The 25993-nt window shown below is 65.9% G+C and carries 18 protein-coding genes; 10 read left to right on the plus strand and 8 right to left on the minus strand.

Annotation, left to right across the window (positions count from 1 at the left end):
- Window positions 1-291: 291 nt before the first annotated feature.
- A complete protein-coding gene (locus FIV34_RS10055) occupies window positions 292-798 on the plus strand; it encodes a DUF2878 domain-containing protein (RefSeq protein WP_170207566.1) in 507 nt (168 codons plus the stop codon).
- Here FIV34_RS10055 and FIV34_RS10060 read toward each other — a convergent pair.
- Window positions 764-1297, minus strand: a complete 534-nt coding sequence (locus FIV34_RS10060) for a GNAT family N-acetyltransferase (protein WP_170207567.1) — start codon at window positions 1295-1297, stop codon at window positions 764-766. The two genes, FIV34_RS10055 and FIV34_RS10060, sit on opposite strands and share 35 nt — an antisense overlap.
- Before the next feature lie 189 nt (window positions 1298-1486).
- On the opposite strand from FIV34_RS10060, the gene FIV34_RS10065 reads away from it, so the two are divergent.
- Window positions 1487-2290, plus strand: coding sequence for an SDR family oxidoreductase (locus FIV34_RS10065; protein WP_139982260.1), 804 nt, complete (start codon window positions 1487-1489; stop codon window positions 2288-2290).
- Here the strand turns inward: FIV34_RS10065 and FIV34_RS10070 are convergent.
- A complete protein-coding gene (locus FIV34_RS10070; protein ID WP_211352744.1) occupies window positions 2275-2805 on the minus strand; it encodes a hypothetical protein in 531 nt (176 codons plus the stop codon). The genes FIV34_RS10065 and FIV34_RS10070 overlap by 16 nt on opposite strands.
- A 120-nt stretch (window positions 2806-2925) precedes the next feature.
- Between FIV34_RS10070 and FIV34_RS10075 the strand changes: the two genes are divergently transcribed.
- A complete protein-coding gene (locus FIV34_RS10075; protein WP_139982266.1) occupies window positions 2926-3513 on the plus strand; it encodes a TetR/AcrR family transcriptional regulator in 588 nt (195 codons plus the stop codon).
- On the opposite strand, the gene FIV34_RS10080 is transcribed toward FIV34_RS10075, so the two are convergent.
- Complete coding sequence (locus FIV34_RS10080; protein WP_170207568.1) at window positions 3510-4715, minus strand: erythromycin esterase family protein; 1206 nt, start codon at window positions 4713-4715, stop codon at window positions 3510-3512. The genes FIV34_RS10075 and FIV34_RS10080 overlap by 4 nt on opposite strands.
- A gap of 194 nt (window positions 4716-4909) precedes the next feature.
- On the opposite strand from FIV34_RS10080, the gene FIV34_RS10085 reads away from it, so the two are divergent.
- Window positions 4910-5494, plus strand: coding sequence for a fasciclin domain-containing protein (locus tag FIV34_RS10085; RefSeq protein WP_139982272.1), 585 nt, complete (start codon window positions 4910-4912; stop codon window positions 5492-5494).
- 53 nt (window positions 5495-5547) lie between these two features.
- Here the strand turns inward: FIV34_RS10085 and FIV34_RS10090 are convergent, their stop codons facing one another.
- The gene (locus FIV34_RS10090) at window positions 5548-6087 is read right to left on the minus strand and encodes a carboxymuconolactone decarboxylase family protein (RefSeq protein ID WP_139982276.1); all 540 of its coding nucleotides are present in this window, start codon (window positions 6085-6087) and stop codon (window positions 5548-5550) included.
- 116 nt (window positions 6088-6203) lie between these two features.
- On the opposite strand from FIV34_RS10090, the gene FIV34_RS10095 reads away from it, so the two are divergent.
- Window positions 6204-7163, plus strand: a complete 960-nt coding sequence (locus tag FIV34_RS10095) for a cupin domain-containing protein (RefSeq protein WP_139982280.1) — start codon at window positions 6204-6206, stop codon at window positions 7161-7163.
- A 17-nt stretch (window positions 7164-7180) separates the two neighbouring features.
- Here FIV34_RS10095 and FIV34_RS21105 read toward each other — a convergent pair whose 3' ends face one another.
- Both FIV34_RS21105 and FIV34_RS21110 read right to left on the minus strand, forming a co-directional pair.
- Window positions 7181-7351, minus strand: a complete 171-nt coding sequence (locus tag FIV34_RS21105) for a response regulator transcription factor (RefSeq protein ID WP_211352745.1) — start codon at window positions 7349-7351, stop codon at window positions 7181-7183.
- An 86-nt stretch (window positions 7352-7437) separates the two neighbouring features.
- Entirely contained in the window at window positions 7438-8067 is a 630-nt protein-coding gene (locus tag FIV34_RS21110; protein ID WP_211352746.1) for a hypothetical protein, read from the minus strand.
- 553 nt (window positions 8068-8620) lie between these two features.
- On the opposite strand from FIV34_RS21110, the gene FIV34_RS10105 reads away from it, so the two are divergent.
- A complete protein-coding gene (locus FIV34_RS10105; RefSeq protein ID WP_139982286.1) occupies window positions 8621-9538 on the plus strand; it encodes a cupin-like domain-containing protein in 918 nt (305 codons plus the stop codon).
- A gap of 9 nt (window positions 9539-9547) precedes the next feature.
- Here the strand turns inward: FIV34_RS10105 and FIV34_RS10110 are convergent, their stop codons facing one another.
- Entirely contained in the window at window positions 9548-20488 is a 10941-nt protein-coding gene (locus FIV34_RS10110; protein ID WP_170207569.1) for an autotransporter-associated beta strand repeat-containing protein, read from the minus strand.
- Between the two features lie 212 nt (window positions 20489-20700).
- Complete coding sequence (locus tag FIV34_RS10115) at window positions 20701-21099, minus strand: DUF302 domain-containing protein (RefSeq protein WP_139982292.1); 399 nt, start codon at window positions 21097-21099, stop codon at window positions 20701-20703.
- 130 nt (window positions 21100-21229) lie between these two features.
- On the opposite strand from FIV34_RS10115, the gene FIV34_RS10120 reads away from it, so the two are divergent.
- The 4 genes from FIV34_RS10120 (at window position 21230) to FIV34_RS10135 (ending at window position 25985) form a co-directional block, all read left to right on the plus strand.
- Window positions 21230-23110: a beta-ketoacyl-[acyl-carrier-protein] synthase family protein gene (locus FIV34_RS10120; RefSeq protein ID WP_139982295.1), complete on the plus strand. Its 1881-nt coding sequence runs from the start codon at window positions 21230-21232 to the stop codon at window positions 23108-23110.
- 471 nt (window positions 23111-23581) lie between these two features.
- Complete coding sequence (pilV, locus tag FIV34_RS10125) at window positions 23582-24100, plus strand: type IV pilus modification protein PilV (protein ID WP_170207570.1); 519 nt, start codon at window positions 23582-23584, stop codon at window positions 24098-24100.
- Window positions 24097-25404: a PilW family protein gene (locus FIV34_RS10130; protein WP_170207571.1), complete on the plus strand. Its 1308-nt coding sequence runs from the start codon at window positions 24097-24099 to the stop codon at window positions 25402-25404. Before pilV ends, FIV34_RS10130 begins: the two co-directional genes overlap by 4 nt.
- A complete protein-coding gene (locus tag FIV34_RS10135; protein ID WP_139982303.1) occupies window positions 25401-25985 on the plus strand; it encodes a pilus assembly PilX family protein in 585 nt (194 codons plus the stop codon). Before FIV34_RS10130 ends, FIV34_RS10135 begins: the two co-directional genes overlap by 4 nt.
- Window positions 25986-25993: the final 8 nt, after the last annotated feature.

Raw genomic sequence — 25993 nt, forward strand, 5'->3', positions numbered from 1 at the left:
GGCCTATTTACGTCGGCGAAAAACCGACGACCCCACGCAACGACTCAGCCGCCACTTACGTAAAGCGCTCCTCCCCAGGAGCTTTCAGACAGCGGCTGTTATCGCGTGCCACCGAACGCCAAGGGCGCCGGCCACTGGACCATAGAGCGAAATTTAACGAATCGTCAATACTTGCGATGATGGCGCAACTTTATGATTGTGAAGGTTGTGTGACGTTGCAGGCAGGGTGAATCCGTTCGCGTGGGTCGTTCGTACATCTCAGGGAGATGTTGCAAAGGACCCGCTATGTGGATGCGCGTGCTCAACTTTGTCGGCTATCAGGCCGTGTGGTTTGCGCTGGTGGTCGGCGCCGCGCGCGGCACGCCGGGCCTTGCGATCGCCGCCGGAGCCGCCTTCGTCATCTTGCAGGTGGCTACGGGGGGTGAGTGGCACACCGACCTCAGGCGCCTCATCCTTGCGATCGCACTGGGCATGTTCGTCGATGGCATCCCCGCCCTGCTCGGCTGGTGGCATTACGCCTCGCCATCGCCGGCGTTTCCTTCGCAAGGCGCGCCGCTCTGGATACTCACGCTGTGGGCGTGTTTCTCCACCACGATCGGTCGGTCGCTTCAGTTCACGCAGACGCGCCCATGGCTCGGGGCGCTGCTTGGCGCCGTCGGTGGTCCCCTCGCTTACCTGGCCGCGGCGGGCGGATGGCAGGCTGTCCAGTTCACGGGGACGCCCCTGCTTTACGTGAGCTGGCTGGCGGCGACGTGGGGCGTCGCTATTCCGCTGCTCGCCCGTCGCGGTATCGCGTGAAGCTGCCGATGGTGCGGCCGTCGAGATCGGTGTCGCCTTCGTAACGCAGGCCAATCCGCTCCGCGACGCGCAGTGACGAGACGTTGCCCGGCGCGATGAGTGCATGGACTTTCGGCTCAGCGCGGACGTCGAGCGCGTACGCGAGTGCCGCCGCCGCGGCCTCGGTGGCAAAACCCCTGCCCCACGACGCGCGATACGTATTCCAGCCGATTTCCAGCACCGTCGATCCATCCCGATAGAAGGTGCCGACGCTGCCGACCACGGCGCCCGTGTCCCGCTCTTCCATCGCCCACCAACCCGCACCATCCAGCAGCCACATGCCGGCATGCGACCCGAAGATGCGCCATGCGGTCTTGCGGTCGCGAACGTCGAGGTGGGCCATGCTTTCCGCGTCGGCAAGATGCGCGGCGAAGGCATCGAAATCTTCCGATCGGTATTCCCGAAGCAGGAGGCGCTCCGTGGGAAGGCGCGGAACGGATGCGGTGAAGGTCGACAGCATGGGTAGATGCCTGGCGTTGGGCAGTCGCCAGAATAGTACAGCGTCGAAATATCTCATAGCGTAGCGAAATCAATGCTCTATCGCGTATATGGCATGTCGATTGGAGGAACGATTTGCCCATAACCGTCCCGGCCAATCTTCGTTCGCGCAGCCGTCGCAATGTCTTCGTATTTGACGAGGAGAACGATCATGGCCAGAACGATCCTGATTACCGGTGCGGGCTCAGGCCTGGGTGAAGGCGCGGCGGTGGGCCTGGCCCGGAACGGACACACCGTCATCGCGACGGCCGAATCATGGCCGCAGGTGACGGCACTTCGCGACAGGGTCGCCGGCATGAACCTGCCGAACCTCACCGTGACCAAGCTGGACCTTCTGGACGAGTACGACATCGCCCACGCCGCGACGCTTGATATGGATATCCTCGTGAACAACGCCGGCATCGGTGAAGGCGGCCCGATCTCGGAGATCCCGATCGGCCTGGTGGAACACAACTTCCAGGTGAACGTGTTCGCCCTGCTTGACCTCACCCAGCGCGTCGTCCGCCGGTGGGTGTTGAACAAGATCAAGGGCAAGGTGGTTTTCACGTCCTCGATCCTGGCCGTCGTCAGCCCAGGCATGCTTGGCAGCTATTCAGCGACCAAGCATGCCCTTCAGGCCATCGCGGAAGCGATGCAGGATGAGTTGAAGGAGTTTGGCATCCAGGTGCAGACGATCAACCCCGGCCCCTTCTTCACCGGTTTCAACGAGCGCATGGTGGAGGCGGCGTATCGCTGGCTCGATGACGACGAGAACTTTACGAGCCGGGCGTCGTACAAGGCGCAGACCGATGCCTTGCTCGACAAGCCGGAAATGCGGCTCGACCCCGCCGACATGATCGGAAAGATGGTGGAGCTGATCCCCGAACGAACGGGGCCCTTCCGCAACATCTTTCCGAAGGACACGGCCGATTGGGCCGCATCCGCTGCGCAGGCCATGCTTCAGCGGACGATCTGAACCTTCCTGAAGGTGAGCCACAGCCCCGAGAGCAGGAAGTACACGGCGCCGAATCCGGCGTACGGCGCCAGTTGCACGATGCCCGGGGCGTCAGCGAAGGACTGGATGATGAAGTGGATGCCGGCCAGCGCCGACTGGACGCCACTGATCATCATGAAGGCCTGCCCACCCAGCTTGCGACGGCGAATGCCGACAGCGAGCTGGAACAGGCCGGCCAGCAACGCCCAGGCGCCGAACACGAGGACGCCGCCCGCATTACCGCGCAGGGAGAAGGCGACGGCGATGGCCACGGCCGTGATCACGCTCACCAGGGCGTTGAACGCCTGCCCCGGATTGGCCCGGAGGCCGCCGTTGCGGCGGCTGTCGATGAGATTGGCGACCGCATCCCACGCGGGGTAGAGGAAGAGAAGCGCGCCCGTGATGGCGGGGCTGGCCGGGGCGGTCATGACGACCAGGGCGATCCAGACGGCGGCGACACCGGCGCGGAGGAAGTAGAAATTGCGAAGCGAGTTCACGGGAGCGTCCTTGGGTGTAGGGAATGGCAAGCCTACTAGTAGGTAGGCTTGCTCGGCAAGTGGCTCTATGGGTCTGTTCACCGTTGCCCAAGGCTACCTACTAACTGATAGACTAAGCCCATGACCACCCAGCAAAAGCTCATCGATTCGGCCCGCCACCTGATCCAGACCCGGGGCTACAACGGCTTCAGCTATGCCGATGTCGCTGAAGAGGTGCAGGTGCGCAAGGCCAGCATCCACCACCATTTCCCTGCGAAGGCCGACCTGGCCCGCGCCGTGGTGGAGGAATCGCGCGCCCTGATCGTGGCGCAGACGCGTTCACTGGACGGCGGCGGCTTCGACCCCGAAGAACAGCTGCGCTTCTATACCGGGTATTGGGAGCGCTGCATCGCCGATGCCTCCGCACCGTTCTGCGTCGCCGGCATGCTGGCCAGCGAGCTACCCACCCTGCCCGCCGACCTGGCCGAGAACGTCCGGGCGCATTTCCGCGACCTGTCGAACTGGCTCGAAACGGTGCTGACCAAGGGTGCCCAGCTGGGCCTGTTCGAGCTGCACGGCAGCGCGCGGCTCGAAGCCGAATCCTTCATGTCGATCGTGTACGGCGCGATGCTCACGGCGCGTGCATATGGCGAACCGAAAGTGTTTGCCGAGATCGTCGAAAGCGGCCTGAGGAAGCTGCTCCGCCGCACCGAACGCGTCGCCAGCTAATCAACAGCAGCGTGCGCGGTTTCTGTTCGCAGTACCACGATGCCATCCACATAGCGGGACCAGTCCACCGTCTGGAACGTGCCGTAGTTGAACGCACGCCCGGGCACGTTTCCAAGACGCTTCAACACCTTCTCGTCCAGAAAGCGAGCGGCTTCCCGGTCCGGCGCTTTGCTGAAGGCCAGCGCCTCCAGGGAGTCCGGCGGTGGCGCCACCAGGGGATGAACCTGGCCGTGGCCGCCTGTCGATCCATACGCCCCACCGAGGGCACTGAATCCCAGCGCGTACGCGTCGCCACCCCACGCTTTTCGTATATAGGTACCCAACGTTTGCTGGCCTGGCGTATTGCCTTCCATCGGCGCCTTCGCCGCATGAACCGTCGCGGTCCAGATCAGCACCTTGGTATCTTTTGGCCATTGCGACAGCACCCACAGCAGGTTCTCGTACATCGCCTTGTCGCGAAGACCGCCGTTCGCGGCGTGCGGCGCAATCGAGCGCAGATAGGCTTGATACGAGGCGATCATCGCGGCCGTGCGCCCGGCCTCTACTCCTGAGTGAGCGGTAGTCGATACTGCCGATGTGCGAAGGCATTGATCGAGCGTGGCGAACGCCGCGTCATCGAAAGGATGCGCATCGTCATAGGCCCAGGCGTTATGCCGGGCAATCGCTTCGTGGCATCGCACGCGATCATCACCGCCAAGTACAGATGAGATCACTGACGGCAGTTTTTCCTGCGAGAAGCGTGCATCGATGCCGCCCACTTGCGGGTCGATGCCAGCCACCAGCACGTGCTTTGCGAGGGCCTGCGCATAAAGCCACGCCTCAAAGGGCTTGAACTCGGCGTAGTGCGACCAAAGTGCGCCGATGGCGCTGGAGAACTGGGGCAGGCTCGACGTTCCCTGGTCGAGTGCACGTTGAACGTCCACGAAGTCGTAGAACTGACTTTCGAAGACCACGCCGCGAAAGCCGCATGACGTGATGAGGCGCCGGGCGATGTCCGCCTTCAATGCGATGGTCTGGGTGCCGGCGTGGTTGGCGTCTTCGCCGAGAAGGACCACCTTTCTTGAACACAGCTGGGAGATCACGGCCGAAAGTTCGTCGCTGGTTTGAGGAGCTGACGTTGCCGCGATCGATGGGACGCTGAGTGTCCCTCCCGATAGCAAAACCAGCACCAGGATCACTTGCCGCACGAAGACACCCATCATCCCTGCTCCATGGCTACGGGCAACTCCTGTAGCGTCTGCTTGATAACGTACCAATGGCACGCCCCGCATAACAAGCCATTCCGTGACGACCGGCTTCACGTGTCGCCGTGCCTCTTTCCTTCCGCTGGTGCATCCGCGAGTCGACACCCTTCGTATCACTAAGGACCCAACGACGGGCCTACGAAGGAATCACCATGAAGACGAACCAGCCGAACCGCGCCAGGATCACTGCGCTTATGCTTTCCCTTGGTGTTGCCATGTGTGTTCCCGTCTTCGCACAGGAATCCATGGGAACCGATCGTGCGGTCATGGTCGGTGGTGCCGCGATGTACCCGACCAGGAATATCGTGCAGAACGCGATGAACTCGAAAGACCACACCACCCTGGTTGCTGCCGTCAAAGCCGCCGGCCTGGTCGACACCCTCTCGGGCACGGGCCCGTTCACGGTGTTCGCACCGACCAATGAAGCCTTCAATGCCCTGCCCGCCGGTACGGTCGACAATCTGGTGAAGCCGGCGAACAAGGCCACGCTCACCAAGATCCTTACCTATCACGTGGTGTCCGGACGCTACACCGCAAAGGACCTGATGGCGCTGGTGGCAAAGGGCGGCGGCAAGGGCTCGCTCACCTCGGTGGAAGGCGAGCCGCTGACGGTCATGCAGTCGGGCAATACGCTCACCGTTACCGATGCCAAAGGTGGCGTCGCTAACGTCACCATTGGCGACGTCATGCAGTCCAACGGCGTGATTCATGTCGTCGATAAGGTGCTGATGCCGTAAATCGGCCGTGCAATGAAGCGTGCGCGCTCCCTCGAGCGCGCACGCCGCCGACGTTAGTCAACCGCCGGGAAATCCACATCCGTATCATTGATGCGGTTGAACGTGTTGGTGAACATGATCAGGGCGATCGCCAGCGAGATAGCGACGAGGTCGGCATCGCTGTAACCCGCGGCGCGGATATCGGTAACGGCGTCGGCGGGGAGCGTGCCGCTCTCGCGCAGGATCAGCAGGACGAAGCGAATCAGTGCGTCGCGCCTGCTATCGCCGGTGGGCTGCATCTGGCGGATCGCGCGGGCCTCGTCGGCGGTCAGGCCAGCCATTTTCGCCAGCATGTTGTGCGCGGCGACGCAGTAGTCGCAACCGGTCTGCGCACTGACAAGCAGCTTGATCGTCTCAAGGTCTTTCTTCGACAGGCCGGTGCTCGCGAGCACGCCCTCGGCGCCGAAATACGAGGCCAGGACGGCCGGTGCCAGATGGCCCATGGCGGCGTAGAGGTTGGGCACCTGCCCGCCGGTCATCTTGCGGACCTGGGCGTACAGTTCGGCAGTGGCGCCGGTGGCAGTTTCGAGGGCGGGGATAGTGATGCGGCTCATGGCGTACTCCTGATCGGGGTGGTGTTGGGATGGGGGAATTCTCCGCCGCTCCGCTGACCTCGACGAGTCTCGATAGGCGCTATAAACTGCTCAAAAGGATCATCAGGCCAGCCGCCATGGCGCCGAACATCGATTGGCTCAGCCGTTTTCTCGCCACCGTGTCGCTGAGTGGGCGGGTGGAAATCCGTTGTTCGTACGGCGCCCCGTGGAATGTCACGTACCAGGACTCCCCCATCGGGGAGATGCCGTACCACGTGGTCATGGCCGGCACGGCGGTCCTCGAAGGTCCGCGCGGCGAGGAAGCCGACCGCCTCTCGGCGGGAGACATCGTGTTGTATCCCCATGGCGACGGCCACGTGCTGCGCGACGCCACGGGGGTGCCGCCTGGTCCGGTCACCGAGCGCGAGGTGCTCAACGTCCTGCTCAGTGAGAACACCGGTGCGGGCGAGCGGCTGGAGATGGTCTGCGGACGATTCATGATCGCCGCGCCGCATAGTCGCTGGCTTCGCGACTACTTCCCCCCGGTGCTCGTCGTCCGCCGCGGCGAGGGCCACGGCGAGGCGACCGCGACCGCGACCGCCCAGTTGCACGCGCTCCTATCACTCATGCGAGGGGAAGCAGACAGCGAGCGACTGGGTGGCTACGCGCTGTTGAATGCGCTATCCGCCGCGCTTTTCACCCTCGTGCTGCGTGCGTCGAGCGAAGGCGCCGCGTCACCGCCGGGCTTGTTGATGCTCGCCAGCCATCCGCGGCTTGCGCCGGCCATTGCCGCGATGTTCGATCAACCGGCGCGTGCCTGGACGCTGCCCGAGCTGGCCGCCCTGAGCAGCATGTCGCGGGCGACCTTCATGCGACGGTTCCAGGACGCCCTCGGGCGCTCGGCCACGGACCTGCTGCAGGACATCCGGATAAGCCTTGCGGCGAATGCCCTGAAGACCTCTACGCTTGCCACGGAGGCCATTGCCGACGCGGTGGGTTACCGGTCCGTCGCCGCCTTCCGCAGGGTGTTCACCGAACGCACCGGCATGACGCCAGGGACGTGGCGTCGGGAGTTCACGCCTGGCCTCAAGGCCTGAGGGTGGAGCCGCGCGCGCTATCCGATATCGGTCAGGCCCAGCCTTTCCGCCGCGGCCACCGCTTCGCCACGCGAGCACACATCCAGCTTCCGCAGGATCGCTGAAATATGGTGCTCGACGGTTTTTTCCGAGCGCACGATGCGCTGTGCGATCTCCGCATTCGATAGCCCCTTGGCGAGCAGGCCCATCACATGGCGTGAGCTGCGAGACCAGACTAAGAAGACGGGCCATGGCGAACATCGGGGATCTCCCCCAGATTGCGGGTGGGGAACCCTCAGGTTGCCACCCTTGAGCGGTGTGCTGACCACCAACCCAGCGCAAACGCTGGCGGCATCACCACCACCGGAAGCCAGACGACGGCCACGGCAAGGAAGGTCGGCGTATAGCTGGCTGTCCAGAGCCATAGCTCCACATGAAAGAAGCACGCGTAACACACCATCAGGGTGGCATCGACGGGGGTGAGCCACGCCCATCGCCTCGCGCTGTATCCAGCGACAAGGTAGGTAACCGCCTGGCCGAGGCTCACCCAAAGCGGGGCAAGCATTTCCGGGGTATCGCTCAGGCCGGTAAACAACCAGCCATTGATGTAGCGGAGCACATACAGTTCGACGAGGGTGACCGCGGCCAGGGCGATCGCCAGGCGCACGACGGAGGTGTCACGCGCGCCGCGGACGAGACGCCGGCGAAGAAAGTACGCGAGGAGGAAGCCGGCAGGTACAGCCAGCGATTCCGCGGCCACATCGATGCCGGCCACGGGATCCAGGATCAGCCGCGTGTGCTGCCAGTGTGTCAGTGCGTAGTACAGAAAGAAGCTTCCCGCGACCAGGCATGCAACGACAGGCGTTTCCCTAAGCCGACTGGCAACGAGCCAGCCCACCACGCCAGCGACAAGCGCCTGGGGCATGACCCACAGCAACGTCGATAGCGACCAGGGTAATGCGTTCGACGCGTTGGTGGTGAATAACGCCAGAGGGCTGGCAACCCACCGCTCGGCCAGGGTGAAGATGAGAAACGCGGCGAGGAGAGATGCGACGCGCGGAGAGATTCAATCCATCGAAGGCATTCCTGATCACTGGTTGAAAGATGCCGAACCGTACCACCCCGGGCCTCGGTCTTCCGACCTATTCCCAACGCTTCGGGCGCCGTGAACTTACGTCATGCGTACCGCCGGTAGCTGCGAGAGGATGTCGCGAATAACCGGGCCAGCCGAACATACGAGCTGAAAATCATGGGGCTAGCGAGAGCTTCTCTTCGGCCCGTCTGCATGTGACATTTTACTGACCGGCCTATTTCGAAAGATACTACGAATTCTCGCCGGATCCCGCTCCCACCAACGGTTTAAGGCCCTTGGCATAGACCGGAATGGCTAGGTAGCCCGGCAAAATCCCGGGCGTATAACCGTCCTCGGCAGGTAGTGCACACGCACACGATGCGTGGCCCCCGAACGGTGACCGCCCATGACATCTCCGAGTGCTCCGCTGATCACACTGGCGTGGGATGAGTTCGATCCCATGCGCGTTACGCCCCTCACCCACAACCTGATCGACCACCCGCTCCTGCAGCGTGAGGCGCTGGTTGAACTCGGCAAACGATGCCGCGGCACGAACCGCTGGTACAGCTTCGCAAGCGGCGTGGAACCGGGTACGGACTTCGATGCCGCTGCCGAGCTCTACCCTTCCGGGCAGTCGGCCGTGGCCTCGCTCAATGCCATCGAAGACGCCAAGGCGTGGGTGCTGCTTCGGCATATCCAGGCCGATCCCACGTATCGCACGCTGGTCGATGAGGCCTTCGAACCGATCATCGAGCATATCGAGCGCGTGGACCCCGGCGTGTACTACCGCGCGGGCTGGATCTTCTCGGCGTCGCCCAACACCTGCACGCCGTTCCACATCGATCGCAGCCACGTCCTCCTGTGCCAGGTGTCCGGTACCAAGACGGTCTACGTCTGGGATCCCACGGACCGCGAGACCCTTGGCGATCGCGTGCGAGACGACTTCCACGCACGCCATGACCTGAGCCGGGCGCGGTGGGACGAAACCTTCAGGGCACGCGCTCATGTGTTTCACCTCAAACCCGGCACGGGCGTGTACATGCCCCTGACCAGCCCGCATATGGTGGAAACCAGCACCGAAGCCTCGCGGACCATCAGCTTTACGTACAACACCGCCGCCACGCGGCGCCGGGGGCGCATCCACGTGTTGCGTGACGCGTTACGGCGCATGGGCATGGAGGCGCCCCCCGTTGGCTCGCACATCGCCTTCGATGCCGCGGCGTGGATGGCGTCGTCCGCCTTGATCGCCTGCGGTGGCCCCGGGGGCCACGCGCCGGCCTGTCCCTCGCTGCGCCGACGGCTTGCTTACGCCGTCGACGACTAGCGCATCGTCTTACCAGTGCATGCGGAAGCCCAGCGTGCCACTCACCCCGTGTGAGTGGCCACCGTCGGACAGCGCATTCTGGCCCTGGACTTCGCCGTAGACCGAATAGCGGCCACCGGCCCAGTCCAGCGCACCGCCGACGCCCAGGCCACCCCACCAGCGTTCGTTCCGCGTGCCGACGTCCGTGCCGGCGACGTCGGCGCGGGTCTGGTCCTTGAAGTGGTCGTAGACATTGGCGATGGCGTACACATGGGTGGTCACGGCACCGGCATCACCCTGGCGGGTACGCAGGTAATCCACCGTGACACCGCCGCGCGCAACGCCGGCCTTGCCATCCGCCTGGGACACGCGGGTATCGAAGGCGTCGTTGAAGCCGTCGAACGCGGTGCGGCCATAGCTCACCTGGGCCTGTGGCGTGATCGTCCAGCTATCGGTAAGCCAGAAGCGCTTGCCCGCTTCCACGCCGAACGCGTAACCCGCGGCCTTGTTGCCATCGGTCAGCACGCGTGCCAGCGAGTTCGAATGCAGGTCGGACTTGAAGCGCAGCCAATGGGCCTGGCCGTCGACGTAGAAACCATCGTCGCCATACCAGGTGAGGGCGGCACCCACGCCATAGGTGTGCGTGTTGATGCTGCCATCACCGTAAGCGGAGCGAATGCTCGTGCTCTGCTGGCCGTACTGCAACGACGCACTGCCGACGAGCTTGCCATCGCCACCTTGCGCCAGGAGCGCATCGGCACCAAACTCGGACTTCGAGCTGGAGAGGTCGTAGTTCGCACCACTGGTGCTCGACGCCGGCTTGATCGTCTGGTCGCCACCCTGCACGCGGATCCACGCGCCTTCGCCCGGCTGCATGCCGTCACGCACCTGTTCGTCGGCCCACTGGCGGTTGCCGGTGCGCTGGAACAGGGTGTCGAGGGCGTTGGCCTGCTGCAGCATGCCCGCGTACGCCTCGTAGACCGGCACGCCCGGCTGGTAGAGCGGGCCGGCATCGCCACCGTTGCCCGGGTCGTCGCCCGTCGGGTCGCCACCCGTCGGATCGCCGTTGCCGGGGTCACCCGCGGTCGTCGTCAACGCCGAACGCAGGTACCAGTCGCCGTCCACCGTATTCGGGCTGTCCCTGTACAGGCGGTAGGCATAAGCGCCCGCGACCACGGCCTGGTCGCCCTGGAACAGGTAATCACCCTTCAGCGCGAACGTGCCGCCGGAGGTGCCCTGCACGTCAATCAGCTTGATGCCCTGGGCCGTGGGTGCGCCGGCGCCGCCCACGTTGGTGACGGTCACCAGCGAGTTGCCCGAGGTATTGCCGGTGACGACAAGGGTATCGGTGGCCGAGGCATCACCGCCCAGGGCCGTGGTGAACTGCAGCGTGCCGCCCTGCCCCACGTAATCGCCCTGCACCGTCAACGCCGTGCCGGGCGTGGCGCCGAAGTGCACGGTACCGGCGTTCGACAACGAGGCGACCTGCTGGGCATGGCCGCCGAGGTCGAGCGTACCAGCAGCCTGCACGCTGGTATCGGACGCATGGTTGAAGACGTTTACGGTGCCCGCGGCCAGCGTGCCTTCCGCCACCGTGGTGGCACCGTCGTACGTGGAGGCGCCACCCAGCAGGAGCGTGCCCGCGCCGGCCTTGGTCAGGCTGCCGCTGCCTCCGACACCGCCGCTGAGGCTGAGCGTCGTGCCCGCATCCGTGGCGACCGTCGCATCGCCACCCAGGCCCACGCTGCGCGCGCTGGTGAACGACGCCGTGCTGTGCAGCGTCGCGTCGTCGATCGAGAGTTGGCCGAGCGCGTTGCCGAGGTTGGCGTCACGCGACACCTGCAGCGTGCCGGCGTGGACGGTGGTTCCTCCGGCATAGGTGTTGCTGCCGTTGAGCACCAGGGTGCCGAGATCATCCTTCACCAGCATGCCCGCGCCGTTCAGCGCCGCGTCGATCGTCGCGGTGATGCCGGCACCCGCGGCACTGCCATCACCCACGCGGATCGCCGCGGCACCGCCGACCAGGCTGATGTCGCCACCGGTGACGTGGTAGCCATCGGCCAGGAACTGCATGCCCGACGCACTGACCAGGCCGTTGCCGTTATCCACCTGCACCGTGCCACCCGTGCCGCCGAACACGGCGAACGCCCCTTCGCTGTAAGGCGCATTGATCGCACCGGTGGCGTCGGTCCAGTAGTCGTTGTCAGCGAGGCGCCAGGTGCCGCTGCCGCCGGTGATGGCACCATCATTGGCGTGGCCCGGGCCATCCCAGAAGTTCAGGGTGAGGCCGTTCGCGTTCACCAGGTTCACCTGGTGGTCGATCGAGGTCTGCACGAAATTATCGGCCGCCGGCATCGCCCCGAGCTGCAGGCCGTTATCCGTGAGCGCGCCGTCGTAGCTGACGAGACGGTACACGCCGGCACCGAAAGCGCCACCGGCCGTGGTCGCGACGTTCAGCGTGCCATCCAGCGTCAGGTTGCCGTGGACGACGGTCAGGTCGTTCAACGGGCCACCGGGTGTTCCCGCCTGGCCGAGCTGGTAATCCAGCGTGGCATTCGCACCGAGCACGAGGTTACCGTTGATCGTCAACGTGCCTGACGCGCCCGCGGTGGCCCCGGGACTGAGCGTGCCGCCGTCGGCCACGTTGACGTCGCCGCCGAGGATGCCACTACCACCAAGCGTCGCCCCGGCCTGCACGTTCGTTGCGCCGGTGGCCATGCTGGCATCGCCATTGACCAGCAGCGTGCCGCCCTGCACGGTGGTCACGCCGCTGTAGCTGTTGCTGCCGGTGAGCACCGTGGTACCCGCGCCGAGCTGCGTCACGGCGCCCGTGCCCGAGATCGCGCCACCGAAGGTGACGGTGTCGGAGCGATCGAAAGCTAGCGTGCCGCCATTCGCCACGTCGCCGAGGATGGAACCCGCGGTGCCGCCCTCGCCGAGCTGCAGCGTGCCGCCGGTGATGGTGGTATTGCCGCCATACGTGTTGTCGGCCGCCAGCACCAGGGTGCCGAGATCCGACTTGGTCATGCCGTCGGCGCCGGTCAGCTGCGCGGCGATCGTGGCCGTCATCGCGGCGCCGTCGGTCGTGCCATCGCCGACGCGGATGACCGGCGATGCACCCGTGAGGGCGATGCTATCGCCTTCGATGCGGTAGCCGTCCGTCGCAAACTGCATGCCGCTGGCGTTGATCGCGCCGAGGCTGCCGTCGACCGTCACGGTACCCGGCGCTGCGGCGAAGATCGCGAAGCTGCCGTCAGCGAACGGTGCGTTGATCGTGCCGTCGAGCAGGGTCCAGTTGTCGTTGCCGCTGCTGTTCTGCCACACGCCATCGCCGCCGTCGACGATGCCATCACCGCGACCGCCATTGCCATCCCACATATTCACCGGCAGGCCGTTGGTATTGACCAGGTTGACCTGCTGGGCGACCGAGGTTTGCAGGAAGTAGTTCGGCGACGGCACCGTGCCGATCGACAGGCCGTTATTGGTGAGGTTGCCGTTGTAGCCGATGATCCGGTAGATGCCCGGATCGAAGTTACCGCCGGACGAGACCGATACGTTGAGCTGGCCGTCGAGAGTGAGGTCGCCGTTGACCTTCACCAGGTCGTTGAGCGGGCCACCCACCACGTTGGCCTGGCCCAGGTCGACGTTGAGGCCGGAGGTGTCGTTGAACGCCAGGTTGCCGCGAATCGACAGGGTGCCCGGTGTGCTGCCGACGTCGCCCGCATTCAGCGCGGCGCCATCGGCCAGCGTGACGTCGCCGCCGATCGTGCCCTTGCCGCCCAGCGTGGCGCCTGCGTCCACCGTGGTCGCACCCGTCGCCGTGGACTGGTCGCCGTTGACGAACAGCGCGCCCCCACGGACCGCCGTCGATCCGGTATAGCTGTTGGTACCCGTGAGCACCGTCGTGCCGCTGCCCCGCTGTTCCACCGTGCCAGTGCCGGAAACCAGCCCAGCCAGGGTGAACGTATCGCTGCGGTTGAACACCAGCGTGCCGTTGTCGACGACGGGGCCGCTGACCGAACCCGCCGTGCCGCCGTTACCGAGCTGGAGCACGCCGGCGCCGATCGTCGTGCCACCGGCATACGTTTCATCCGCCGCAAGCACCAGCGTGCTGTTGCCGGCCTTGGCCAGCGCCCCCGGGCCAGCGATGGTGCCGCTGAGCGTGAGGTCGGCCTGCGTGTTGAAGGTGCCGCCACCGGCGCCCAGCGTCACGCCGCGCGCGGAGGTGAACGCGCCCGCGTTTTGCAGGGTACCGCCACTGAGCGAGAGCGCACCGGCGGCGTTGCCCAGGTTGGCGTCACTGGCCACCGACAACGTGCCGCCGTTGATCGACGTGCCACCGGCATAGCTGTTGTTGCCGGTGAGCGTGAGCATGCCGGCCGCGGTCTTGGTCAGGCCGCCCGCGCCATCGACGACGCCCGTGAGGCTGAGGTCAGCGAGGGTGTCGAGGGTGGCTCCGCCCTGGTTGATCGTCACCGCACGCGCGCTGCTGATGACGCCCGTGGTGCGCAACGTGGCGCCGTCGATGGCGAGGCCACCGGCGGCATCACCGAGGTTCGCATCACTGGCGATAGCCAGGGTGCCGGCATTCACGGCGGTGCCGCCGGTGTAGGTGTTGATGCCATTGAGCACGAGGGTGCCGAAGTCTTCCTTCTGCAGCCCACCCGTCCCCGCGAGCGTCGCGTCGATCGTGGCGGTCATGCCGGCGCCGGCGGCCGTGCCGTCACCCACGCGGATGATGGACGGGCCGCCGACGAGCGTGACCGGATCGCCATTGACGCGGTAGCCATCCACCGCGAACTGCATGCCCGCGCTGGTGACGTTGCCCAGGCCGTTGTCGACCGTGACCGTGCCCGGCGTGCCCATGAAGATGGCGAACTCGCCGTTGGTGTACGGCGCGTTGTACGCACCGGTCGGGTCGGTCCAGTTGCTGTTGCCGCTGGCGTTCTGCCACACGCCGCTGCCACCGTCGACCGTCTGGTTCGCATGGCCGGCCGGGCCGTCCCAGAAGTTCAGGGTGAGGCCGGAGCTGTTCAGCAGGTTGACCTGGTTCGCCACCGAGGTCTGCACCTGGTACGAGCCGCTGGGCGTGGTGCCGAGGGCGAGGCCCTGGTCATTAAGCGCGCCGTCGTAGCTGATGATCCGGTACAGGCCCGGCCCGAAGCTGCCGCCCGGCGTGACCGACACGTTCAGCGTGCCGTCCAGCGTGAGGTTGCCATGCACGACGGTCAGGTCGTTCAACGCACCACCCACCACATCAGGCTGCCCGAACTGGTAGTTCAGCGCGCCGCCTGCAGCCACCGAGAGGCTGCCGTTCACGGTGAGCGTACCGGCCGTGCCGGCATCGCCCGGCGCGAGGATGCCACCGTTGGCGACGTTGACGTCGCCACCGATCACGCCCGTACCACCGAGCGTGCCGCCGGTCTGGACGGTGGTTGCGCCCGTCGCACCGGCCTGGTTGCCGTCGATAAGCAGCGTACCCGCCTCGACGCTCGTCGCGCCCTTGTAGCTGTTGGCCGCCGTCAGTTTGGTGGTGCCGACGCCGCGCTGGGCCACGCCTCCGTTGCCTGAAATGGCGCCCGTGAAGCCAAAGGCGTCCGAACGGTTGAAGGCCAGGGTGCCGTTGTCGGCCACGTTGCCCACGATCGAGCCGCTCGCGCCACCGTTACCGAGCTGCAGCGTGCCGCCGCTGATGCTGGTGCCACCGGTGTAGGTGTTTGTCGCGGTGAGCACCGTGGTGCCCGTGCCCTTCTGCTGCACGCTGCCGCCACCGGAGATCGTGCCATCCAGTGTCATGGCGTCGGAACGGTTGAACGCGAGGGTACCTGCGGCGACGATGACGCTCGGGCTGGCGATGGAACCGGTGGTACCGCCGTTGCCGAGCTGCAGGATGCCACCGTTGATCACCGTGTTGCCGGTGTAGGTGTTGTTACCCGTGAGAAGCCACGTGCCCGCGTCGTTCTTGGCGACGGTGGTGATGCCGCCGGGGCCGTTGATGATCGAGCCGCCCATCGTGTTGTCGGCGGTGTTGTTGCCGCCCAGGCCAAGCGTGCGGTCCCCGCTATTCGCATACGCGGCCGAGCCCGTGTTGCTGAATACGATGGCGCCCGTGCCCGACGATTCGATGACGCTTGAACCCGTCGACAGGGTGAACAGGCGGTCTGTGGTGTCGCCAGCGCCCGTGTAGCGAAGCGTCGCGCCGCTGCCGATGACCAGGTTGGCCGCGGCATTCGACGACGCACCGATACTGCTCGCCGTCCCGCCATTGGTCAGCTTGTCGACGCCCAGGACGCCGCCGACGATGGTTGTGACACCCGTGTACGTGCTGGCGGGATTGCGCAGGATCCACGTGCCGGTACCGGTCTTGCGCAGGGAGGTCTTGCCGCTCCCGTTGTCCGCCAGCGTCGCGGCGAGGCTGTTATCCGCCGTGCTGGCACCGGTCAGGGTCACTGTCTGCGCGGTGTTGTTGGTGGCATAGGCGACGGCGCCGGTGTTGGTGAACTGGAGGGCACCGGTGCCTTCCGCGTCGATCGCGCTGCTGGCGGAGGCGCCCAGCGTGAACAGGCGATCGGTGCTGTCGCCGGTGCCGAGGTATTGCAGCGTGCCGCCGATGATGACGATATTGCCTGCGGCGCTGCTGGAGGCACCCAGCGAACTGGCCGTACCGCCATTGGTCAGCGACTGCACCGCGAGCGTGCCGGCGTTCACCGTCGTGGTGCCGATATAGGTGCTGTCGGTGCCCGCCAGGTACTGCACGCTGCCGGTGTTCTTGACGATGTTGCCGTTGCCGGTGATGGCACCGGAATACATGCCCACGCCTGCCGACGACGCGCCATTGGTGGTGAGGGTCGCACCACCGAGGGCGATATTGCCGCCGGTCGTGCCGCCGCCGGTCACCACGGCCACCGAGGTGTTGAATCCGTTGAGGTCGAACTGCGCGCCGGCCGTGTCGTCAAGGCGCAATGGGCCGGTGTTCAGTGCATTGGTGACGTTCGCGCGCAGGATGCCGGCCCGCACGTACGTGCCGCCCGTGTAGTTGTTCGCGCCGGATAGGACCAGCGTGCCCGCGCCCAGTTTCTGCAGCAGGCCCGTGCCCGTGATCACGCCGGAGACCCCCAGCGTGGTCGCCGCGTTGCTCACGTTGAGCGCGCTGCTCGAGGTGATCTGCATGCCACGATCGATGTCGACGCTGGTGCCGGTATAGACGATCGTCCCGCCCTGCAGCACCAGGTTGGACGATGCGCTGGTGGCCGCGCCGATGCCGCTCGCCTGGCCACCGTTGGCGAGGCAATCCGTGGTGATCGAGGCGCTCGCCAGCGTGGTGACGCCGGTATACGCGTTGCCGCAGCCGCTCATCGTCTGGCTGTGCGCAGAGATCAGCACGCCGCCCGTGCCGGTGATCGCGCCGGCGAAGCTGCCGTTGCCGTTGCTCTGCAAGGTGCCCGAGCCGAGCGTCACGTTGCCCGAGCCATTCAGGCCCGCCATCCAGGTGTTGAATCCGGCCAGGTCGAGCGTCGCGCCCGGGTTCACCGTCATCGGCCCGGCACCGGCGCCGGTAGCCGTGCCGCCGAAGGCCTGGCTGGAACCGGCACGAAGCGTACCCGCCGTGACGACGTTGCCGCCCGTGTAGGTATTCGCACCCGTCAGGACGAGCACGCCATCGCCATCCTTGCTCAGTCGGCCGGCACCGATGATCGTGCCCCCATCGGTCAGCGTCGTGCCCGCGTTGGCCACGTTGACGACACCGCTACCCGCCGCCAGCGTGAAGCCACGGTCGGTCGACGCCGTGGCGCCGGTGTACTGCAGGCCGCCGCCATTCTGCAGCACGAGGCTCGACGCGTCGCTGGTGCCGGCGCCGATGCCGCTCGCCTGGCCGCCATCGGCAAGCGTGCCCGTGGCGACGAGGCCGGCGCTGACCACCAGCGGGCCAACGAAGTCGTTAGTCGCATTCGACAGCGTGAGGGTCCCGGCGCCGGTCTTCGTGAAACCGGCATCATCCGGGCTGGTCACCTGGCCGCCAAAGCTGAGGTTGGTGGTGCCGTCTACCTGGATCGTGCGCGAGGGGCCACCGTTCACCAGCGTCAGGCCGCGGTCCGTGCCTGCCGTGACGCCGGTATAGCGCAGCGTGCCGTTCTCCAGGACGAGATTCGCCGCATCCGCGGTCGACGCGCCGAGTGCGCTCGCAGCGCCGCCGTTGGCCACGCTGCTGAAGGCGAGCGTGCCGCCGCTAACCGTGGTGCCGCCGGTGTAGGTGTTTGCCCCCGTCAGCGCGACCGTGCCCGTCCCCGCGCCGCCCGCGGCGAACGAGGTCGCGCCGCCGTTGTCCACGATGGTCGACGCGATGGTGAACGTGCCGGTGCTGTTCTGGAGCACGCCCAGCGGGCTGCCGCCGGCACCGCCGGTCATCGAACCACCCTGGATCTTCTGCGCCCCGCCCGCGGCCGTGGGCGCGACGATGATGCTGCCATCCACGCCCAGCGTGTTGCCGGCCCCCACCGTCACGGTGGAGGCCGCCGACGCGGTGTACTTCAGGCCACCCAGGGCGACGTTGCCATTCACGGTGTTGGTGTACGGCGTATTCGCCGCGCCGCCGGCATCGCTCACGATGTCGCCGCTGAGCCACTGGCTCGCATCATCCTTGTTCGCGTAATTGGTGAACGCGCCGATGACGCCGCCGGTGACCTGCGCGTAGTCGGTGCCGTTCACGGTGGCCCAGCCGCCGAGCACGCCATCGGCATGGGTCGTGCTGATCGTTGCACCGGTGTTGAAGCCGAAATCGATGAGGCCACCCGTGCGGGTGATCCCGCCGACGTCCACGCCGAGCGTGCCGCCGGATGCGGCGGTGGCGCTGATGCGGTTGCTGCCGGCGTTGATGTCCAGCTCGCTGAAGGCCTGGCTGTTTGCGCCGGCGCGGCCGGTGATGGTGAGGGCGCCACCGTTGAGGTTGAGCGCGGACGCGGCACTGAGGATGTTGCTGGCCGGTGCCCCCGCCGCCGCGAAGTTCAGCGCGAGCGTGCCGCCGCCAATCGTCGTGGCGCCCGTGTATGTATTGGCGCCGCTCAGCGTCTGCGTGCTCGCGCCGAGTTTCGTCAGCCCGCCCGTTCCGGTGATGGCGCCGCTGTATGCCGCCGTACCCGTTGACGACTTGAGCGTGAGGGTGCCACTGCCGAGCGCGACCGTGCCGCCCGCGCCGGCAAGCGAGGGGGCCGTAATCGACTGGCTGTTGAGGTCGAGCATGCCCCCGTCGACCTGCAGCCCGCTGGTGCCCGCGAAGGCCTGGTTCGTGCCGGCGACGAGGGTGCCGGAGGTGACGGTGGTCTTGCCCGTGTAGGTGTTGGCCCCACCAAGCACCCACGTGCCCGCGCCGTTCTTGGTGACGTTGCCCACGCCACTGATGACGCCCCCAAAGGTGCTGGTGCCCGTGTAGGTGCCACCGAGCGCGAGGGTATCGGTACCGCCGGCGATGTACGACGCGTTGCCGGTCAGCGCCAGGCCGCCCGTCGCGCTGTCGTTGTTGATCGCATTGGTACCGTCGACGGTCCACGCCCGGTTACTGCCGGCGGCACCGCCCTTGTAGCTCAGCGTGCCGTTGACGAGGGCGATCACGGCGCCCGAGGCCGTGCCGGTGCCGAACGAACTGGCGGTGCCCGAATCCGCCAGGACATTCGCCTCGGCGGTGATCGTGTTGATCTGGGACGAGCCGGTGTACGTGTTGTTGCCTGCGAGCGTGACCTTGCGACCGGCGCTACCCGAATAGACGAAGACGCGATCGGAGGTACTGCTGAGGATGCCACCCAGGTCGATGTCGGCGTTGACGGCCTGGAAGGCCATGCTGGTCAACCACTGGTTGACCGCTGTGATGTTACCCATCAGGTGCAGCGTGCCCGTACCCGTGTTCCTGAGCGTCGTGCCGCCACTGGAGGTGTTCTGGAACTGCCAGTCACGGTTCGAGCTGTTGCCGGCGCCACTGTAGGACACCGTACCGCTAAGGCCGCCGCCGGCCTGGACGATGATCGTGCCCGTCGTCGGATCCGTGGGCGCGCCAAGCGCGCTCGCGACGCCGAGGTTGGCAATGGAGGTAAATCCATAACCACCGCCACCGCCGAAGAACACCGTGCGCCCGGTGTAATCGCTGGCCGCATTGCTCATGTTCACGCCGCTCACCGCGAGCACGCCGGCCGTGCCCGTGTAACGCGCCGAGCCCACCGCGCCGCGCAGCGTGACGTCGCCCGTGCCCGTGGTCGTCACCGTGCGGGTCGACGCAAGCAGCGTGGCGGTGGAGGTAAGGGACGTGCCCGAGGCCAGCGTGATCCCATTGCTTGCCGCGCCAAGCGCCGCGTCACCGTTGACGATGAGTCCGGCGGCCTGGACATTGATGCCCCCACTGAAGGTGTTGACGCCACCCAGCGTGAGCGCACCGCCGCCGGTCTTCGTCAGCCCGGCGTTGCCGGCGATCACCGAATTGATGGTGGTGGCACCGGTGGCGTTGATCGTCGGCGTCGCGCCGCCAAGGGTGAGCGTGCCGCCATCGAGCTCGTAGTTGCCGGTCGAGAACGTCAGCGTCTGCGCCGTGATCCCACCGCTTAGCGTCACCGTGCCCGCCGTGCCGGCGAATACCGCGTTATCGAGTGCCGCGTTGTTCCACTTGACGAACGGACCCGCCACGCCGTCGCTCGCGCTGTTGAACAGCGCGGTGCTGGTATCCCAGGTGCCCGTGCCACCGCTGCCGGAGGAACCGCCGTTGACGTCCCAGTAGCGATCCACCGCGGATGCCGTCGGGGCATGCAGCGTGGCGAGGGCGGCGACGATGGCGAGCGGCAGCGCCACGCCCGAGGGGCTGCGGCGCAATCCCGGGCGTTCATCGGTGGTGGCGGCACGGCCGCGACCCTTGCCATGCTTGCCAGCCAGTTCAGAGGCCACCACCCACGCGCCCACGGCCGTGGACCATACGATGCGGAATACCCGGTTCATCAGTTTCCCCTGTCGCAGGCAGCATCCTGCCGCCCGCATTCGGGCAGCCCGGAGACTGTCTAACGGAATTGGATCGATTGAAATGCCGCCGGTCACATTTGTGAAGGCGGTGTCAGCCGGGCGCGATCTTAATCAACCCCGTAAAATTACCTAGGGTTTATTCGGCAACTTATGATGGCGTTGCTTCATTGTTGAGAACCAGGTCGCACTTTTCAGGGGGGCGATCCCTTTTCGCTTTCCGTGGCCTGCTTTATGAGGGTTTCCATGAACCCGGCCAGCTTCGACACCGTAATGTCGTCGGTTACGTGGTAGTTCGCCGCCAGTTGGCGAAGATCGTGGTAGCCGAGCCAGGTCAGGCCGGCCGCGTCCTCCCAGATGGCGACACGCAGGGGCAGATCGAGCGCCATCGCCTGCTGGTCCTGCATCAGGTGCGTTCCCACCGCTGGATTGCCGAAAACGAGCACGACGGTCGGCCGCAACGACAGCCCTGCGGCTTTCGCGTTCGCCGCGTGATCGAACGTGGCGAACACCGGCACGTTCAGCTGGGCGAGTACGGCGCGAAGTCGCGCCTCGGTGGCTGGCACATCGGCGGTGCCCTGGGTGACGATCATTGGCGTGCCCCTTTTCTATGGACCCCGGCACCCTAACATCGGGGAACAGGTGGCGACTTGTCGGGAAACGCGCCGGAAGGCCCTACTCCGCCTATAATTCCTGTTTGATCTGTCCGGATACTTACGCGCAATGTCCAATCGTTCCTTGAGAAGCGACCAGGTCCTCGTCACCATCGGCACCGCCTGCACCATGTCGGCGGTCGGATCGACGGAAACCTACCAGGCCCTGGTGGCGCAGTCCGAGGAGTTTTTCCCCCTGGCGGCCTTTGATGCGGGCCTGGTCGAGATCGACCCGGAGGCCCCGAGCGCCGCCCAGGGCATGCGCTGGGCCACCGGTGAAAACGCCGGCGAGCCGGTGTCGCTGGACGAGCTGACCCGCTTGCACGGCGCCGAGCTGCGCGCGAACACGGGCATCCGCCATGTACCTGGCGTCCGTGAGGTCTCGCCGCGCGTGGTCACGGATATCGCCGCCCCGCTGCCGCACGACCTGGAAACCGTTGGCCTGCGCCGCCTGGCGGGCCTTCGTTACGAGGACATCCGCGCCTCCGGCCTGAAAGAAATGCACGGCCTGTTCCAGAACGAGCCGCTGCTGAGCCCGTCGCTGCAGGCCCAGCTGTTCGCCTACGGCGCGCTGGGCGCGCTGGCTGGCCTGCCGCGCCCGCTCAAGGACATCGTGCCCAACCCGTTCGAGTTCCGCGTGGTGGCCGCCACCGCGTTTGGCGGCAACGAAGGCCTCGGCCAGTGGCTGCGCCCGGACGCGCCGCTGCCGGAAGGCGGCATTCCCAAGGACGTCTTCGCGGTGCGCCTGGCGCATTCGCTGGGTTCGCACGGCCCTGCCCTTGTCTCCACCATGCTCTCGCCGTCGTACAGCATCAGCCGCGTGCTCAAGAACCCCGAGCTGCGCGAATCGCTGAAGTCCGAGGACGACGTGGGCTTCATGCGCGTGCCGCAGGCCCCGTTCACCGCCGTGGGTGCCTGCGCCTCCAGCCTGATCGCGCTGGCCGACATCGCCCCGCAGCTGCTCTTCGATTACCCGGGCTTCCAGAAGCCGCAGATGATCGTGCTGACCGCGGCCGATGCGGCCCTGCAGCCGCGCTACGGCATCCTCGAGGCCTTTGGCGGCGGTGCCCTGATGACCGGCGACAAGCTGGCCGCCAAGAATGCCGCCCACGGCGACGGTTCCGAGCGCACGGTGCACGACTCCCTGGCGCCGTTCGACATCGATGCCGACGGCACGGTGGTCGGCCACGGAGGTTCCGGCCTGCTGGTGACCACGCTGGACTTCGCCCTGCGCAACCAGCTGGATATCACCTCGATTATCGTCGGCTGGGGCACCAGTGCCGAGGCAGGCGGCAAGGCGCACTTCGCCGGCGTCGGCTTCGGCGGTGAGAACGCGCTGGTCCAGGCCCTGGACATGGCCTACCAGGCCCATGGCTATGGCGTGGACGACTTCCAGTACCTCGCCGCACACGCCACCGGTACCCGCACCAACTCCAAGACCGACCTGGGCACCGCCCTGGCCGGCCTGCGTGGTGCCGCCGAGCGCCAGGGCCGTGAAGGCGAGCTGCCCAAGCTGTTCGTTGGCACCCCGAAGGCCGTCGGCGATGGCCACACCATGGGCGAGACCGGCCTGAAGGCCCTGTCGCAGGCCCTGCAGTTCGTCCTCGGCCGCCAGGCCCCGGGCGTGCCGACCCTGCGCCGCCTCGATCCGGACCTGGCGGACGTCGGTAGCCACTTCCACCTGCAGGCGGAGCCCTCGCCGGGCAATGCCGACGGCGGCGCCGTGTGTGCTACCCAGGGCTTTGGCGGTTACAACGGCGCCGTGGCGCTGCGCTCAGCCACCCCGGAGGCACTGCGCCGCTACGCCGGTGACGACGCGGTGCTCACGGCGTACCTCGAAGCCTGGCCGACGATTCGCGCCGAGCGCGAGAAGCGTGAACGCATCGCCCGCCGCAGCCCGAAGCTCGCGCTGAACATGGCCGAGATGCATCGCTGGGTCGGACTGGAATAATCGCGCGAGCAACAGTGCCGGATAACGAAGATGCCGCCTGCGAGGGCGGCATCTTTTTTTTCGTCTCGTTCGTAAGATTTGAGTAAGTTCTCAATCAGCGTAATAACTATCAAGACCATCGACGTCAACGCGTCGCAACTGTCATCGTTGCATCAACGGTGCGTGAAAGCGCTGCGAAAGACGTAAATGATGAATTGATCACGTGAACGGGACTAAGGTCGAATTCGCAGGGTCAAAAGTGCCGTATTTGCAGTGTTCGCACGTAGTGTGTGCAGGATGATGAATCGCGCGCATCGTTAACATGCAAACCTGCAACGTCGCCTGGACCTTGGCTTTGGGGGCGCTGTGAAGAATCTAAAAAAACATTCATGCGACGTGCGTCATCCATGTGTCGCACATGCGGATGATATGCTTGCGAACGCAAGAATACGTCACGCACGTATTGAATCGTTCCACCATCGAAGGGGTTGTATGTCGTCACCGTTGCGGGCCAGGGGCGCCTCCCTGGTCGAAGTCCTTATCGCGGTGCTGGTATTTGGTGTCGGCATTATTGGCCTCGCTGGCCTGCTCATCATTTCCTTTCGCTCGAACCAGGTGGGTTACCTGCGCACGCAGGCGGAATTCATTGCCATGGGCATGGCTGACCGGATGCGCGCCAATCCTCTCGGTGTCTGGTCTGGGGCGTACGATTCCGCGTCGTATCCGCTGACTGTGACGCAAGATTGCACGAAGACCGCCGCGTGTACGCCGGCCGATCTCGCGAAGCGCGACCAGGCGCAGTGGAGTTCGCAACTCACGACCTTCCTCCCTAATTCGTCGGCATCCATCGCCTGTACCAAGGGCGTCACGGCCGATGCAACGCAGCTGCAGATGCGCCCACCTTACGCAGGCAATTGCGTCATGAAAATCACCTGGATCGAACGCACCGCCGCCGATAGCGCGACATCAACGGTGAAAGCGCAGACCTACGCATGGAATTTCCAGCCATGAGCCGCCGTCGCATGCATGGCATTTCGCTCATTGAGCTGATGGTGGCGATCACCCTTGGCATCCTCGTCTCCATCGGTATCGTCAACATCTTCCAGACCACGTCGAGCAGCAGCCTCGTGCAGGCGCAGCTCGCACGCTTGCAGGAGGGCGGCCGGTTTGCGATGACCGCCCTGACCAACGACCTGCGCATGGCGAATGCCCAGTACTGCTCGAACATGGGCGGTCAGTCGGCGGCCCTGTCCAATGGCGCCGTGACGCTCGATCGTTACCTGCGGGCGCCGCGGGTGCTGATCTCCGGTGCCACGTTTCAGTCGGCCTTGAGTGACGTGACCACCACGTGGGGCGTCAAGAGCGGAACCAATACCTACCCGGCGTCGCCGACAGCGCCTTTCACCCTGCCCTCGTGGTATGCGATGCGCGGCTACGACTGCACGACCACCGCCTGTACACCCGTCGACCCCGCCCCCGGCTCGGGGACGGGCGTGATTCCGGCGCAGGGCACCGCGACGGGCAATCGCGTCCCCGGAAGTGACATCCTGACGATTCGTTATCTCGACGGTACCCGCGGCTGGACGCTGGATGGGACGATCAGCAAGATGACGCTCACCGGGCAGACCGTCACCAGCCTGACCGTCGTGCCGCAGACGGGCGAGCCGCCGCTTTCCGACATCAAGACCAACGACCTGATGATGCTGGCGGATTGCAACGCGGCACAGGTATTCAGCGCGAAGGTGGCCGGCTCGATCATTACCGCCAATGGCAACTACACCACGCTGGCGGTACCCTCGGGCGTGTCGCCACGCTTGTTCGACTTCAACCGCGATTACCAGACCATTACCTATTACCTCCAGGTGGTGGACGATAACAACGGCAACAAGACCGGTGCACTGATGCGCCGCCAGAACGGCGTGAGCGCCGAAGTGGTGCGCGGCGTGGAGCGGCTGGACTTCCTCTACGGCGTCATGGATGCCGCCGGCAATACCAGCTACCGCTCGGCCAGCGATATCGACAGCGCCACCGTATGCGCCTCGTCCAGCATCGGCGCCCTGGGCTCGGATCCCGGATGCATGTGGCGCTCCGTGCAGAGTGTCGAGGTGCACCTGCTCATGGATGGCCAGAAGCCGCTTTATGCACTGAATGCCGGCGACATGCAGTACCAGTATTACGGGGACACGGCCATCACGGGCCTGGCCGCACCCGACGACACCAACCGCGCCGTCAAGCCGGCTGACCAGGGCTTTGATAACCATATGCTGCGCCGCGAATTCTCCAGCCTTGTTTCCGTCAGGAATTACAACCCATGAAACGGGAACGCGGCGCCGTCCTGGTCGTAGCACTGATTTTCCTCCTGGTGCTGACGATCGTCGCCATCACCAGCTCCAGCCGTTCGCTGATCCAGGAGCGCCTCGCCGGTGCCCTGCGCAATTCGCAACAGGCGGAATGGTCTGCCGAGAACGCCCTGCGCGGCGTGGAGTGGAACCTGTTCAACGGCGTGGCCGTCGGTTGCTACAACTCGAGCAACCCCGCCATCGTCAGCGCCAAGGTCACGGCGTTCCGCAATGCGTCCACCTGGGTGACCGCCGGCGGCACCGAATACAAAGGCTCCGGCGTTGCCCTGGATTACACCGCCGCACCCACCGATACGACGTTGAGCACGGCCGTACTGGCCGCCAACCCGTGGTATCTCGTGGAATACCTCGGCCAGGACCGCAACCCGAGCATCGGCACCAGCACCGCCAAGGAGGTCGGCTCGGGCGGCAGCACGACGGCAGCGTTCTACATCTACCGCATCACGGCTCGCGCCACGGGAGGCAGCCCGAACACGATTCGCGTCGTTGAGTCGACGTTCGTCACGCCCAATCAATTGACCTGCACGCTGAGCTGAAGGATCCG

This window comes from Luteibacter pinisoli (assembly GCF_006385595.1).
Lineage (GTDB): Bacteria > Pseudomonadota > Gammaproteobacteria > Xanthomonadales > Rhodanobacteraceae > Luteibacter > Luteibacter pinisoli.

Excerpts from the sequence above, each read along its gene's own strand:
- FIV34_RS10055 (WP_170207566.1), top strand. The coding sequence starts at position 292 with ATGCGCGTGCTCAACTTTGTCGGCTATCAGGCCGTGTGGTTTGCGCTG.
- FIV34_RS10060 (WP_170207567.1), bottom strand. The coding sequence starts at position 1,297 with ATGCTGTCGACCTTCACCGCATCCGTTCCGCGCCTTCCCACGGAGCGC.
- FIV34_RS10065 (WP_139982260.1), top strand. The coding sequence starts at position 1,487 with ATGGCCAGAACGATCCTGATTACCGGTGCGGGCTCAGGCCTGGGTGAA.
- FIV34_RS10075 (WP_139982266.1), top strand. The coding sequence starts at position 2,926 with ATGACCACCCAGCAAAAGCTCATCGATTCGGCCCGCCACCTGATCCAG.
- FIV34_RS10080 (WP_170207568.1), bottom strand. The coding sequence starts at position 4,715 with ATGATGGGTGTCTTCGTGCGGCAAGTGATCCTGGTGCTGGTTTTGCTA.
- FIV34_RS10085 (WP_139982272.1), top strand. The coding sequence starts at position 4,910 with ATGAAGACGAACCAGCCGAACCGCGCCAGGATCACTGCGCTTATGCTT.
- FIV34_RS10090 (WP_139982276.1), bottom strand. The coding sequence starts at position 6,087 with ATGAGCCGCATCACTATCCCCGCCCTCGAAACTGCCACCGGCGCCACT.
- FIV34_RS10095 (WP_139982280.1), top strand. The coding sequence starts at position 6,204 with ATGGCGCCGAACATCGATTGGCTCAGCCGTTTTCTCGCCACCGTGTCG.
- FIV34_RS21105 (WP_211352745.1), bottom strand. The coding sequence starts at position 7,351 with ATGGGCCTGCTCGCCAAGGGGCTATCGAATGCGGAGATCGCACAGCGC.
- FIV34_RS21110 (WP_211352746.1), bottom strand. The coding sequence starts at position 8,067 with ATGCCCCAGGCGCTTGTCGCTGGCGTGGTGGGCTGGCTCGTTGCCAGT.
- FIV34_RS10105 (WP_139982286.1), top strand. The coding sequence starts at position 8,621 with ATGACATCTCCGAGTGCTCCGCTGATCACACTGGCGTGGGATGAGTTC.
- FIV34_RS10110 (WP_170207569.1), bottom strand. The coding sequence starts at position 20,488 with ATGAACCGGGTATTCCGCATCGTATGGTCCACGGCCGTGGGCGCGTGG.
- FIV34_RS10115 (WP_139982292.1), bottom strand. The coding sequence starts at position 21,099 with ATGATCGTCACCCAGGGCACCGCCGATGTGCCAGCCACCGAGGCGCGA.
- FIV34_RS10120 (WP_139982295.1), top strand. The coding sequence starts at position 21,230 with ATGTCCAATCGTTCCTTGAGAAGCGACCAGGTCCTCGTCACCATCGGC.
- pilV (WP_170207570.1), top strand. The coding sequence starts at position 23,582 with ATGTCGTCACCGTTGCGGGCCAGGGGCGCCTCCCTGGTCGAAGTCCTT.
- FIV34_RS10130 (WP_170207571.1), top strand. The coding sequence starts at position 24,097 with ATGAGCCGCCGTCGCATGCATGGCATTTCGCTCATTGAGCTGATGGTG.
- FIV34_RS10135 (WP_139982303.1), top strand. The coding sequence starts at position 25,401 with ATGAAACGGGAACGCGGCGCCGTCCTGGTCGTAGCACTGATTTTCCTC.